This is a genomic window from Isoptericola sp. BMS4 (genome assembly GCF_011634835.1).
Taxonomy (GTDB): Bacteria; Actinomycetota; Actinomycetes; order Actinomycetales; family Cellulomonadaceae; genus Isoptericola.
In genome coordinates, this window is sequence record NZ_SIRP01000001.1 from 1,949,619 (window position 1) to 1,961,864 (window position 12,246).

13 protein-coding genes are annotated in these 12,246 nt (G+C 75.5%); 11 read left to right on the forward strand and 2 right to left on the reverse strand.

The features are described from left to right. Nucleotides 1-118: 118 nt before the first annotated feature. The 4 genes from EYB28_RS08695 to EYB28_RS08710 all read left to right on the forward strand — a co-directional run bounded on the left by EYB28_RS08695 (nucleotide 119) and on the right by EYB28_RS08710 (nucleotide 4,394). Nucleotides 119-490, forward strand: coding sequence for a YraN family protein (locus EYB28_RS08695; RefSeq protein WP_166846694.1), 372 nt, complete (start codon nucleotides 119-121; stop codon nucleotides 488-490). Beyond that, on the forward strand, nucleotides 490-2,028 hold the full coding sequence (locus EYB28_RS08700; protein ID WP_166846697.1) for a YifB family Mg chelatase-like AAA ATPase: 1,539 nt from the start codon (nucleotides 490-492) through the stop codon (nucleotides 2,026-2,028). Before EYB28_RS08695 ends, EYB28_RS08700 begins: the two co-directional genes overlap by 1 nt. Further along, on the forward strand, nucleotides 2,021-3,265 hold the full coding sequence (dprA, locus tag EYB28_RS08705; protein WP_166846700.1) for a DNA-processing protein DprA: 1,245 nt from the start codon (nucleotides 2,021-2,023) through the stop codon (nucleotides 3,263-3,265). Before EYB28_RS08700 ends, dprA begins: the two co-directional genes overlap by 8 nt. 166 nt (nucleotides 3,266-3,431) lie before the next feature. Next, nucleotides 3,432-4,394 carry a tyrosine recombinase XerC gene (locus EYB28_RS08710; RefSeq protein ID WP_166846703.1) on the forward strand — a complete coding sequence of 321 codons (963 nt, stop codon included), beginning with the start codon at nucleotides 3,432-3,434 and terminating at the stop codon, nucleotides 4,392-4,394. Nucleotides 4,395-4,422: 28 nt separating this feature from the next. Here EYB28_RS08710 and EYB28_RS08715 read toward each other — a convergent pair whose 3' ends face one another. Beyond that, nucleotides 4,423-5,103 carry a murein hydrolase activator EnvC gene (locus tag EYB28_RS08715; RefSeq protein WP_166846706.1) on the reverse strand — a complete coding sequence of 227 codons (681 nt, stop codon included), beginning with the start codon at nucleotides 5,101-5,103 and terminating at the stop codon, nucleotides 4,423-4,425. A 504-nt stretch (nucleotides 5,104-5,607) separates the two neighbouring features. Here EYB28_RS08715 and rpsB point away from each other — a divergent pair. From rpsB to EYB28_RS08750, 7 genes are all read left to right on the forward strand, one after another. Beyond that, a complete protein-coding gene (gene rpsB, locus EYB28_RS08720; protein ID WP_166846709.1) occupies nucleotides 5,608-6,507 on the forward strand; it encodes a 30S ribosomal protein S2 in 900 nt (299 codons plus the stop codon). Nucleotides 6,508-6,586: 79 nt separating this feature from the next. Beyond that, the gene (gene tsf, locus EYB28_RS08725; RefSeq protein ID WP_166846712.1) at nucleotides 6,587-7,426 is read left to right on the forward strand and encodes a translation elongation factor Ts; all 840 of its coding nucleotides are present in this window, start codon (nucleotides 6,587-6,589) and stop codon (nucleotides 7,424-7,426) included. Nucleotides 7,427-7,613: 187 nt separating this feature from the next. Continuing rightward, nucleotides 7,614-8,387: a UMP kinase gene (gene pyrH / locus EYB28_RS08730; RefSeq protein WP_370459507.1), complete on the forward strand. Its 774-nt coding sequence runs from the start codon at nucleotides 7,614-7,616 to the stop codon at nucleotides 8,385-8,387. An 88-nt stretch (nucleotides 8,388-8,475) separates the two neighbouring features. After that, nucleotides 8,476-9,033 (forward strand): ribosome recycling factor, encoded by a 558-nt coding sequence (gene frr / locus EYB28_RS08735; protein ID WP_166846714.1) that lies wholly within the window; start codon nucleotides 8,476-8,478, stop codon nucleotides 9,031-9,033. Then, nucleotides 9,033-9,935 (forward strand): phosphatidate cytidylyltransferase, encoded by a 903-nt coding sequence (locus tag EYB28_RS08740; RefSeq protein ID WP_166846717.1) that lies wholly within the window; start codon nucleotides 9,033-9,035, stop codon nucleotides 9,933-9,935. The genes frr and EYB28_RS08740 overlap by 1 nt, the downstream gene beginning before the upstream one ends. A gap of 78 nt (nucleotides 9,936-10,013) precedes the next feature. Further along, on the forward strand, nucleotides 10,014-11,204 hold the full coding sequence (gene rlmN / locus EYB28_RS08745) for a 23S rRNA (adenine(2503)-C(2))-methyltransferase RlmN (RefSeq protein WP_166846720.1): 1,191 nt from the start codon (nucleotides 10,014-10,016) through the stop codon (nucleotides 11,202-11,204). After that, entirely contained in the window at nucleotides 11,201-11,752 is a 552-nt protein-coding gene (locus EYB28_RS08750; RefSeq protein WP_166846723.1) for a DivIVA domain-containing protein, read from the forward strand. Before rlmN ends, EYB28_RS08750 begins: the two co-directional genes overlap by 4 nt. Before the next feature lie 39 nt (nucleotides 11,753-11,791). Here the strand turns inward: EYB28_RS08750 and EYB28_RS08755 are convergent, their stop codons facing one another. Further along, a complete protein-coding gene (locus EYB28_RS08755; RefSeq protein WP_166846726.1) occupies nucleotides 11,792-12,181 on the reverse strand; it encodes a MerR family transcriptional regulator in 390 nt (129 codons plus the stop codon). Nucleotides 12,182-12,246: the final 65 nt, after the last annotated feature.

The following is a 12,246-nucleotide window of genomic DNA, read 5'->3' on the forward strand; positions in this document are numbered from 1 at the left end:
CCGGTCCGCCCCGGAGCCTGTGCACAGGCACGGTCCTGGGGCCGTCGTCCACCGTGGGGTCTCGCGCCTCGCCGGCCGCCCCCGACCTCGCGGCAGGCTCGGTCGCGGAGGTGGTTCGGTGCGGGCGAAGGACGCCGTCGGACGGTACGGGGAGCGGGTGGCGGCACGCCACCTGGCCCAGCGAGGCATGGAGCTGCTCGACCGCAACTGGCGCGGTCAGGGCGGCGAGCTCGACCTGCTGGCACGCGACGGCGACGTGCTCGTCGTCGTGGAGGTCAAGACGCGGCGCGGGACGGCGTTCGGTCACCCGGCCGAGGCCGTGACCCCGGCCAAGCTGGAACGGATCCGTAGGCTGGCCGGGCAGTGGCTCGCCGCACGGGCGCGGGTGGCCGGCGGGCGACGGTTCGCGGAGGTCCGCGTGGACGTCGTGGCGGTGGTCGTGCCGCGGGCCGGTGCTGCCGAGGTCGAGCACCTGGTCGGGGTGCTCTGATGGGGCTCGGGACCACGGCCTCCGTGGCCCTGACGGGCCTGGCGGGGCACGTCGTGGAGGTGCAGGCGCAGCTCGCCGCCTCGGTGCCCGGGTTCACGCTCGTGGGCCTGCCGGACGCCGCGCTGCACGAGTCCCGCGACCGGGTGAGCGCCGCCGTGCGCTCCACGGGCGTGCGCTGGCCGCAGCGCAAGATCACCGTGAACCTCTCGCCGGCGTCCCTGCGCAAGCACGGCTCGGCGTTCGACCTCGCGGTGGCCGTCGCGGTGCTCGCCGGGGACGGCACCGTGCCGGCGGCCGGGCTGGACCGCGTGGTCCACCTCGGCGAGCTCGGCCTCGACGGCAGGCTTCAGCCGGTCCGCGGGGTCCTGCCGGCGGTCGCGGCGGCGGTCGACGCCGGCTACACCGACGTGGTGGTCGCCCGCGGGGACGCCGCGGAGGCCGCCCTGGTCCCCGGGGCCCGGGTGCACGGCGCGGCGAGCCTCGCCGAGGTCGTGCGGCTGCACGGCGGGGACGCGGGCCGGGTGCCGGAGCTCGACCCGGTCCGGGCCGTCCGCCAGGGTGCCGCGCGGCGCCCGGCGGGCGACCTGGCCGACGTCGTGGGGCAGGCCCAGGCGCGTGCGGCGCTCGAGGTGGCGGCGGCGGGAGGACACCACCTGCTGCTCGTCGGGCCGCCGGGCGCGGGCAAGACGATGCTCGCCTCGCGCCTGCCCGGCATCCTGCCGGACCTGACGACCGCCGAGGCTGTCGAGGTCACGGCGGTGCACTCCGTGGCGGGCACCTTCGACCCCGGCGACGGGCTGATCACGCGCCCGCCCTTCGAGGACCCGCACCACACGGCCACGCCCGCGGCGATCGTCGGCGGAGGCAGCACCGTGGCACGCCCCGGCGCCGTGTCCCGGGCGCACCGAGGCGTGCTCCTGCTGGACGAGGCCCCCGAGTTCCCACCGCGGGTGCTCGAGACGCTGCGCCAGCCGCTCGAGTCTGGCGAGCTGATGCTGCACCGCGCCGGCGGCGCGGCGCGCTACCCCGCGAGGTTCCAGCTCGTGCTCACCGCCAACCCGTGCCCGTGCGGCCTCGCCTCGGTGAACAAGGGCCTCGACTGCACCTGCACGCCGACGGCGAAGCGGCGCTACTTCGGGCGCCTGTCCGGCCCGCTCCTGGACCGGGTGGACCTGCAGGTCGAGGCGCTGCCCGCGACCCGCGCCGAACGGCGTGCCGCGGGCGCCGCGGAGCCGACACGGGACGTCGCGGCCCGGGTCGCCGCCGCCAGGGCCGCGGCCCGGGAGCGGATGTCGGGCACGCCGTGGTCGACGAACGCCGAGGTGCCCGGCACGTGGCTGCGCGAGCGCCTGGGCCCCGGCAGCGGGGTGCTCGCCCCGGTGGAGCGGATGATCGACCGGGGGGCGATCACCCTGCGCGGCGCGGACCGCGTGCTGCGCACCGCCTGGACGCTCGCGGACCTCGCGGGCCGGACCGTGCCCGGCGCGGAGGACGTCGCCGTGGCCGTCACGCTGCGCACGAGGGGGAGCCATGCCTGAGCCCCGTCTCCCGGCGACCCCCGTCGCGCTGCCGTTCGACGTCACGGACCCGCGGGTCGCGGCGGCCGCGTGGAGCCGCGTGGCCGAACCGGGCGACCCGGTCGCGGGCGCGCTCGTGGCGCAGCTGGGTGCGGCGGGCGCGCTCGGCTGGCTCGTCGACGCCGTGCGCGACCCCGGGCGGACCCTGAGCCGCGGGGCGCTCACCGGCCTCGGCACCAGCGTCGCGGCCGGCCGGCTCGTCGACGCGGTCGCCCGGTGGGCGCCGCGGCTCGAGCACCTCGACCCGCGCCGGGAGCTGCGGGTCCTGGAGCGGCACGCCGGGACCCTCGTGGTCCCGGGCGACCCCGGCTGGCCGCCGGGCCTGGCCGACCTCGGGGCCGAGGCGCCGTTCGCCCTCTGGGTGCTCGGGCAGGGCGACGTCGCCGCCCTCGCCCGGCGGTCGGTGGCCGTGGTGGGCGCCCGCGCGGCCAGCGGGTACGGGGAGCACGTGGCCGCGCAGATCGGCGCCGGGCTGGCCGAGCGCGGCACGACCGTGGTCTCGGGCGGCGCCTACGGCATCGACGCGGCCGCGCACCGCGGGGCGCTCGCCGCCGACGGGCCGACCGTCGCCGTGCTCGCCGGCGGTGTGGACCGGCTCTACCCGCGGGGGAACCACGCGCTGCTGCGCCGCGTGGAGCGGGCCGGCGGTGCGCTCGTCAGCGAGGTGCCGCCCGGCTCGGCCCCGTTCCGGCAGCGGTTCCTGGCCCGCAACCGGCTCATCGCGGCGATGTCGCAGGCGACGGTCGTGGTCGAGGCGGCCTGGCGCTCGGGGGCGCTGTCGACCGCGCGCCGTGCCGCCGACCTGCTGAGGCCCCTCGGGGCGGTCCCCGGCCCCGTGACCGCCGCGACGTCGACCGGCTGCCACGTCCTGCTGCGCGACGGCGCCGCGGTGTGCGTGACGGACGCCGCGGAGGTCGCGGAGCTGGCGGCCCGTCCCGGGGAGCTGCTCGACGAACCGCCGACCGGACGAGACGCGGAGGGCCGCGGTCCCGTCGACCGGGCCGCCGCGCTCGGCGAGCCCGCGCGCCTGGCCTGGGAAGCCCTGCCCGCGTGCGCGTCCGCGCCGCTGGAGTCGGTGGCCCGGACGGCGGGCAGGTCGGTGCACGAGACGCTCGCGGGGCTCGGGGCGCTCGAGCAGCACGGGTTGGCGCGGCAGGACGGCGGACGCTGGCGCCGGGCGACGCCGCCGGGCCCGTGACGGCCGCCGACGCCGTTCGGCGGTCTGAGCCACCGCGCCCACCGCCGCGAGCGGGGCCGGAGGGCGGGGAGGGGGCAGGAGACGCGGCCGGCGCCGCGTGGGCGGGCCGGGCGCCACGCCGCCGCGCCTCGGGCCCCGCCGGCGTCCGGCGCGCCACACTGCCGGTATGGCACGTGCCGCTGGCCGCCCCGACGCCGACCTCCCACCATTGCCGTCGGCGCTCGCCGCCGCGCTCGACCGCTTCACCGAGCACCTCGCGGTCCAGCGCGGGCACTCGACGCACACCCGCCGCGCCTACCGGGCGGACGTGACGTCGCTGCTGCGCTATGCGGTGCGCCACGGGGCGGGGTCGCTGCCCGCGATCGACGTCGGAGTGCTGCGCGGCTGGCTCGCCGCGCAGGCCGACCGCGGCCTCGCGCGGTCCACGGTCGCGCGGCGCGGCGCGTCGGCGCGGGCCTTCCTGCGCTGGGCGCACCGCACGGGGCTCGTGCCCACAGACCCGTCGGCACGGCTCGCGAGCCCCAAGCTGTCGCGCACGCTGCCGACCGTGCTCACGGCGGACGCGGCCGCGCTCCTCCTGGACACCGCGCGCGACGACGCGGCAGGAGCCTCGGGCGACGGGCGGGCGCCGGCGCTGCGCGCCTGGGCGGCCGCCGAGCTGCTCTACGGCACCGGTATCCGGGTGGGGGAGCTCGCGCTGCTCGACGTCGACGACGTCCGCCGCTCCGAGCGGCTCGTGCGCGTCATGGGCAAGGGAGGCAAGGAGCGGGTGGTCCCGTTCGGCGTCCCCGCCGAGCGTGCCGTGGCCGCGTGGCTCGACGAGGGGAGGCCTGCGCTGGTGGGCGCCACGAGCGGCGCCGCGCTGCTGCTGGGCGACCGGGGCGGCCGGTGGGGTCAGCGGCAGGTCCGCGAGGAGGTCCACCGCCTCGCGGCCCGCGCCGGCGTGGACGACGTGGCGCCGCACGCGCTGCGGCACTCCGCGGCGACCCACCTGCTGCAGGGCGGGTCGGACCTGCGGTCGGTGCAGGAGGTGCTCGGGCACTCCGACCTCGGCACCACCCAGCGGTACACCCACGTCGACGACGAGCGGCTGCGGTCCGTGTTCGTCCAGGCGTTCCCTCGGGCCTAGGAGGTCGCGCCCCGTCCGGCTGCGGGTCTCAGGAGGTGGGCCGCACCGGCAGCAGCACGATCGGAGCGTCCTCGCCGAGGAAGGCCATCGGGTCGAGGTACGCGTCGCCGCGCAGCACGCCCCAGTGGAGGCAGCGCCGCGTGCCGCAGTGCCCCGCACCCGCTCCGACCCCGTCGCCGCCGGCCGCGCGCCGTGCGACGGCGTCCCCCGAGCCGACGCGCGTCCCGACGGGAACCGTCGCCGCGGCGGGCTCGAACGTGGAGCGCAGCCCGCCGGGATGGGCGACGACCACCACCGGCTTGCCCGCCACCGCGCCCGCGAACACGACCGTGCCGGGGGCGGGCGCGCGGACGGTCGTGCTCCCGGGTGCCGCCAGGTCGACGCCGCGGTGCCCGGCCGACCACCGCCGGACGGGCGGATCGAAGGGGCGCAGGAGCGGCCCGGGCACCGGGCGCACCCACGGCGTCTCGGCGTCCACGGGTGACGTCGCGGCCGGCGCGACCGGCGCGGCGACGGGTGCGGGGGCCTGGTGCGGCGCGACGGAGGCCGACGCGGAGAGCACGGGACGTCGGGCGGCCTCCGCGTCGGCGGCGGGCGCCGCCACGACGACGGCGAGCAGCAGCGCCCATGCCGCGCCCGCCCGCCGGGCTCCTGGACCGGGCCGGCGGAGGGTACGGGCGGGGTCTCGGGGGTGGCGTGCGACGCTCATCCCTGCACGGTCGCGGCCGGAGACACCGCCCGCGGAGAGGCCGGGGCGACGTGTGGACCGGCGGCTCGTCCACCGCGGCGGGGGCAGGCTCGGAGCGGCCCGGGACGTGAGCGACGGCACCTCTGCGGCCCGGGCGGGAGCGCCGTCGGGGCGATCCGGCGTCGGGTAGACTGTCCGACGCGATCGGCTGTGGCCGGTCCGCGTCCCCTCGGTCCCGAGCGGTACGCGGCCGTCCGTCGTCCGATCGACATCGCGCGTCACGCACGCGACCCGCTCCCGGTGTCCTCATCGGTCGTGGGGAGCGGCCGCGTCGGCAGCGGTCCGTGCCCGGTCTGACGGTCGGGTGCGGTGCCGACCCGGCGTGACGCCAGGGGTGCCGGGCCCGATGCCCTGCGCCGACAACCGAAGCACCCGCGACCGGGCGCCGCCGAACCTCGGCGGGACCGGTCGCCCGACGCGTGCGCACCCGGGAGGATCCCGGTGCGTGCGGCGAAAGGACGAGTCATGGCCGTCGTGACCATGCGCCAGCTCCTCGAGAGCGGTGTCCACTTCGGACACCAGACCCGCCGTTGGAACCCGAAGATGAAGCGGTTCATCTTCACGGAGCGCAACGGCATCTACATCGTCGACCTCCAGCAGTCGCTGTCCTACATCGACCGCGCCTACGAGTTCGTCAGCCAGACCGTCGCCCACGGCGGCACCATCCTGTTCGTCGGCACCAAGAAGCAGGCGCAGGAGCCCGTGGCGGAGCAGGCCTCCCGCGTCGGCATGCCGTACGTGAACCACCGTTGGCTGGGCGGCATGCTCACCAACTTCACCACCGTGCACAAGCGGCTCCAGCGCCTCAAGGAGCTCGAGGAGATCGACTTCGACGACGTCGCCGGCTCCGGCCTGACGAAGAAGGAGCTCCTCGTCCTGCGTCGCGAGAAGGACAAGCTCTCGCGCACGCTGGGCGGCATCCGTGACATGGCCAAGACGCCGTCGGCGATCTGGGTCGTGGACACGAACAAGGAGCACCTCGCCGTCGACGAGGCCCGCAAGCTGGGCATCCCGGTCGTCGCGATCCTCGACACCAACTGCGACCCCGACCTGGTCGACTACGCGATCCCGGGCAACGACGACGCGATCCGCTCCGTCACGCTGCTCACCCGCGTGATCGCCGACGCCGCCGCCGAGGGCCTCCTGCAGCGCCACTCCGGCAAGAAGGGCGAGGCGGAGCAGGCCGAGGCCGAGCCGCTGGCCGAGTGGGAGCGTGAGCTGCTCGCCGGTGCCGAGGCCGACAAGGCCGAGGGCGCCTCGGGCGCCGAGGGCGCGGTCGCGCCGGGTGCCGACGCCGCCCCGGCCGCCGAGGCCGCCGCCGTGGCCGAGCCCGAGGCCGAGGCCAAGACCGAGAAGTCCGAGTGATCGGCGGCGGGCCGGGGCGCTGGGCGCCCCGGCCCGCCGGTCACCGCACACCGACACCAGCACGGAGGACGACACCCCCATGGCGAACTACACCGCCGCTGACATCAAGGCGCTGCGCGAGCGCACCGGCGCCGGCATGCTCGACGTCAAGAAGGCCCTCGACGAGGCCGACGGCAACGCGGAGCAGGCCATCGAGATCATTCGCAAGAAGGGCCTGGCCCGCGCGGCCAAGCGCGAGGGCAACACGGCCTCCGAGGGCCTGGTCGCGGTGAAGATCGCCGACGCCGACGCCGGTCAGGTGGCGACGATGGTCGAGCTGAACGCCGAGACGGACTTCGTCGTCAAGAACGAGAACTTCATCGAGCTGGCGAACACGGTCCTCGAGGCCGTCGCGGCCGCCGGCGCCGCCGACGTCGAGGCCGCTCTCGCCGCCCCGACCGCCGACGGCACCGTCGCCGAGCTCATCGCGGCGCGCGGCGCCACGATGGGCGAGAAGGTCGTCCTGCGCCGGGTCGCGCGCGTCGAGGGCCCGAAGGTCACGGCGTACCTGCACAAGACGGCCAAGGACCTGCCGCCGTCGATCGGCGTGCTCGTCGTGACGGACGAGGCCGCCGAGCCCGTGGCCAAGGACGTGGCGCAGCACGTCGCCGCCCTCGCGCCGCGGTTCCTCACCCGCGACGACGTCCCGGCCGAGACGGTCGAGAAGGAGCGCGAGATCGCCCGCGAGGTCTCCATCGCCGAGGGCAAGCCGGAGGCCGCGCTGCCGAAGATCGTCGAGGGGCGCCTCAACGGCTTCTTCAAGGAGGCCGTGCTCGTGGACCAGCCGCTGGCCAAGGACACGAAGACGACGGTCGGCAAGCACGTCGCCGCGACGGGCGGGAACCTGCAGGGCTTCGTCCGCTTCCGCGTCGGCAGCTGACGCGACCAGCAGCGCACGGGCCCGGCCGCACCACCACGCGGTGCGGCCGGGCCCTCGCATACCCGCTGCCGCCGACACGCCGCCCGTGCGGCGGGCAGGGCCGTCCGGTGCCAGGATGCGCCAGAGACCTCGGCCCGGCGCGCGCGGCGGCACGTCGGCCCGACACCCAGCAGAACCGAGACGGATGGTGGCGTACGTGATCGAGACGAACCCGACCGAGCAGCTCCCCGACGGTCCGCACGAGATCCCCACGGACTCCCGGCGGGTGCTCCTCAAGCTCTCCGGGGAGACCTTCGGCGGCGGCAGCGTCGGCCTGGCCACGGACGTCGTGCGCCGCGTCGCGCAGGAGATCGGCGAGGCCGTGCGCCAGGGGGTGCAGGTCGCCGTCGTCTCGGGCGGCGGCAACTTCTTCCGCGGCGCGGAGCTGTCCCGCGCCGGCCTGGACCGCGCGCGCGCCGACTACATGGGCATGCTCGGCACCGTCATGAACTGCCTCGCCCTGCAGGACTTCCTCGAGCAGGACGGCGTGAAGACCCGGGTGCAGACCGCCATCACGATGGGCCAGGTCGCCGAGCCCTACATCCCCCTGCGCGCCATCCGGCACCTGGAGAAGGGGCGCGTGGTCATCTTCGGCGCCGGCGCCGGCATGCCGTACTTCTCCACCGACACGGTGTCGGTGCAGCGGGCGCTGGAGACGCACTGCGACGAGGTGCTCATGGGCAAGAACGGGGTGGACGCCGTCTACACCGCCGACCCCCGCACCGACCCGGACGCCGAGCGCCTCGAGCACCTGACGTACACCGACGCCCTCGTGCGCGGCCTCAACGTGATGGACGCCACGGCCCTGTCGCTCTGCCGGGACAACGACGTGCGCATGCGCGTGTTCGGCCTGGAGGAGGAGGGTAACGTGACCCGCGCCCTGCTGGGCGAGAAGATTGGCACACTGGTCACGACCCGCTGACCCCCCGGCACGCCACCACCGAGCAGCATCCCGCGGCAGCGCGCCGCGCCAGCACCACCAGGCCACTACCAGACGAAGGAGCACCCGGGTGATCGACGAGACCCTCCTCGAGGCCGAGGAGAAGATGGACAGGGCGATCGAGGTCGCCAAGGAGGAGTTCGCGGGGATCCGCACCGGTCGGGCGAGCTCCGGCATGTTCTCCAAGATCACGGTGGACTACTACGGTGCGCCGACGCCGCTGCAGCAGCTGGCGTCGTTCAACGTCCCCGACGCGCGCACGGTGCTCATCTCCCCGTTCGACAAGAGCTCGATGACGTCGATCGAGAAGGCGCTGCGGGAGTCCGACCTCGGCGTGAACCCCTCGAACGACGGCAACGCGATCCGCGTGGTCATGCCGGCGCTGACCGAGGAGCGTCGCCGCGACTACGTCAAGCTGGCGAAGGCCAAGGCGGAGGAGGCGCGCGTGTCGCTGCGCAACGTCCGCCGCAAGGCCAAGGAGGAGCTGGACCGGATCGTCAAGGAGGGCGAGGCCGGCGAGGACGAGGTCGGGCGTGCGGAGAAGGAGCTGGAGGGCCTGACCAAGAAGCACGTCGAGGTCGTCGACCACCTGCTCGCCGGCAAGGAGAGCGAGCTGCTCGAGGTCTGATGGTGGACCGACCGCTCGACCCGGCCGGGGGCACGGGTCCGTTCGACGACCTGCCGGACGGCGCCCCCGACAGGTCGTCCGGGCCGCGGCGCCGGGGCGGACGCAACCTGCCCGCGGCGGTCACCGTCGGGGTGCTGCTGCTCGCCGCCGTGGCGGCGTCGCTGTGGTTCCGCCCCGAGCCGTTCGTCCTCCTCGCGGTCGTCGCCGTCGGGGCGGCCCTGTGGGAGCTGCGCGAGGCGTTCGCGCGCCGGGACATCCGCATCCCGCTCCTTCCGCTGCTGGTGGGCGGAGCGGGGATGCTGGTGTCGGCGTACGCCGCCGGGCCGGAGGCGCTCCTCGTCGCGTTCGTCCTCACGGTGGCGGCCGTCGTCGTGTGGCGGGTGCTGGACGGGCCGGGCCCTCAGGCGCTGCGGGACGCCGCGGCCGCGGTGTTCGCCGCGACCTACGTCCCGTTCCTCGCCGGGTTCGTGCTGCTCATCCTCGCCGAGCCGCGCGGAGAGCTGCGGGTGGCGCTGTTCATCCTGCTGGCCGTCGCGAACGACACCGGCGGGTACATCGCGGGGGTGACCCTGGGCCGCCACCCGCTGGCGCCGAGCGTGAGCCCCAAGAAGACGTGGGAGGGCCTGGTCGGCTCGCTCGTGCTGACATCCGCGGTGGGGGTCGCCGGCGCCGTCCTGGTGCTGGACGCGAGCCCTCTTCTCGGCCTCGCGCTGGGCGTGCTCACCGCCGTCACCGCGACCGTAGGCGACCTTGCCGAGTCGCTCGTCAAGCGGGACCTAGAATTGAAGGACATGGGTTCGCTGCTCCCGGGCCACGGGGGCGTGCTGGACCGCCTCGACTCCATGGTCGTCACCGCGCCGTTCGTGTACCTCGCGTTCGCGGTGGCGACGACGGCTGGCTGACCGGCCGCGACCCGGGCCCACCGACGCACACCGGCCGGCCATCGACCGGCCATCGACCGGCCATCGACAAGGAACCTCATGCCTGCTCGCACCCACCCCGCCACCGCGACGCCCACGGACCTCGGCGTCCCGGTCGTCCGCCCGTCGGACGAGACCAGGCCGATGCCGCTGCAGATGGCTCCGCGCCGCCGGGGCAAGCCGCCGAAGCACTTCGCCGACCTCACGCCCGCCGAGCGCAGGGCGTGGTTCGAGGAGCTGGGGGAGAAGCCGTTCCGGGCCAAGCAGCTCGCCACGCACTACTTCACCCACTTCACCTCCGACCCGGAGCAGATGACGGACCTGCCGGCCGCGACCCGCGAGTCGATGGCGGCCACGATGTTCCCGCCGCTGATCCGCCCCAGCCGGCGCCTGGAGGCCGACGGCGGCACCACGGTGAAGACGCTGTGGCACCTCTTCGACGACGCCAAGGTCGAGTCGGTCCTGATGCGCTACCCGCAGCGCACCACGCTGTGCGTGTCCTCGCAGGCGGGCTGCGGCATGGCATGCCCGTTCTGCGCCACCGGGCAGCTGGGGCTGACGCGCAACCTGTCGACGGCGGAGATCCTCGAGCAGGTGCGGGACGCCTTCCGTGCGCTGGCGGCCGGGGAGATCCCGGGCGGCCCCACCCGCCTGAACAACCTCGTGTTCATGGGCATGGGGGAGCCGCTGGCGAACCCGCGGGCGGTGTTCGAGACGGTGCGCGCCCTGGTGGCGCCGCAGCCGGAGGGCTTCGGCATGTCGGCGCGCAACATCACGGTCTCCACGGTCGGCCTGGTCCCCGCGATCGAGAAGCTCACGAAGCTGGACATCCCCGTCACGCTCGCGCTGAGCCTGCACGCGCCGGACGACGACCTGCGCAGCGAGCTGGTGCCGATCAACACGCGGTGGAGCGTGGACGAGGCGCTGGACGCGGCCCGCGCCTACTTCGAGAAGACCGGCCGCCGGGTGTCGATCGAGTACGCGCTCATCAAGGACATGAACGACCACGGGTGGCGGGCGGACCTGCTGGGGGAGAAGCTCAACGCGCGCGGCCGGGGCTGGGTGCACGTGAACCCCATCCCGCTCAACCCCACGCCGGGCTCGATCTGGACCGCGAGCGAACGTGCCGTCGAGGACGAGTTTGTGGCACGCTTGCGCGGTCACGGCATCCCCACCACCATCCGTGACACCCGCGGGAGCGACATCGACGGCGCCTGCGGGCAGCTGGCTGCCGAGGAGGACGACGAGTGAGCTCCCTGTTCAGCACGGTCTCCGCGCTGCGCTCCGGGTACGACAAGGACGAGGTCGACGAGTTCTTCGACCACGCCCGGCAGGCCTACGAGGGGCGGACGCCGGAGCCGCTGTCGCACGCGGACATCCAGGCCTCCAGCTTCGACCTGGTGCGCGGCGGGTACAACACGCACGAGGTCGACGCCGCGCTGGACCGCCTGGAGGCCGCGTTCATCGCGCGCCAGCGCTCCGAGTACGTCGCGGTGCACGGGCAGGACGCGTGGATGGCGGCGCTGGCCGACCGGGCGCGCACGCTCTACGGGCGCCTGGGCCGGCCGGACGGCGAGAAGTTCGCCCCCGCCGAGCGTGGCAAGCAGGGGTACGACCAGGACGACGTCGACGCGCTCTGCGACCGCCTGGTCGCCTACTTCGACCGGCAGGAGCCGCTCACGGCCGCCGAGATCCGCTCGGCGACGTTCGGGCGGGCCAAGGGCGCCGACGCCTACGCCGAGGCCTCGGTCGACCGTTTCCTGGCCCGCGCGACCGAGGTGCTGCTCGGCGTCGAGTGACGTCCGGCGGCGCTGTCGACGCCCACCGCCGGCGGTCGGTCAGCTTCCGCCGTCGGCGGCCTCGGACACGAGCGCGGCGTGCTCGGTGCGGGCGAGGACCTCGCGGATGGTGTCGCGGCTGCGCGTGAGGCACGCGATGCGGTCCTCGATGCCGCCCAGCTCGGACGCCAGCAGCTCCGCGACGGTGCGCGGGCAGGCCGGGTGCTCCTGCGCGACGGCCTCCTCCATGTCGAGCAGCACCCTGATGAGCCGCGTGGGGATCCCCGCCCGCACCATGCTCGCGACCCGTGAGACCCGTTCGACGTCGTCCTCGGTGTAGGTGCGGTAGCCGTTCGCCGCGCGCTCCGCGAGGAGCAGGCCCTGCTGCTCGTAGTACCGCACCAGGCGTGGCGCGACGCCGGTCCGTCGTGCCACCTCGCCGATCCTCATCGCTCCCACCGCCTCGTCGTGACTCGGCTCATGCTTGACATTGACATCAGTGTCAAACTCTAGCG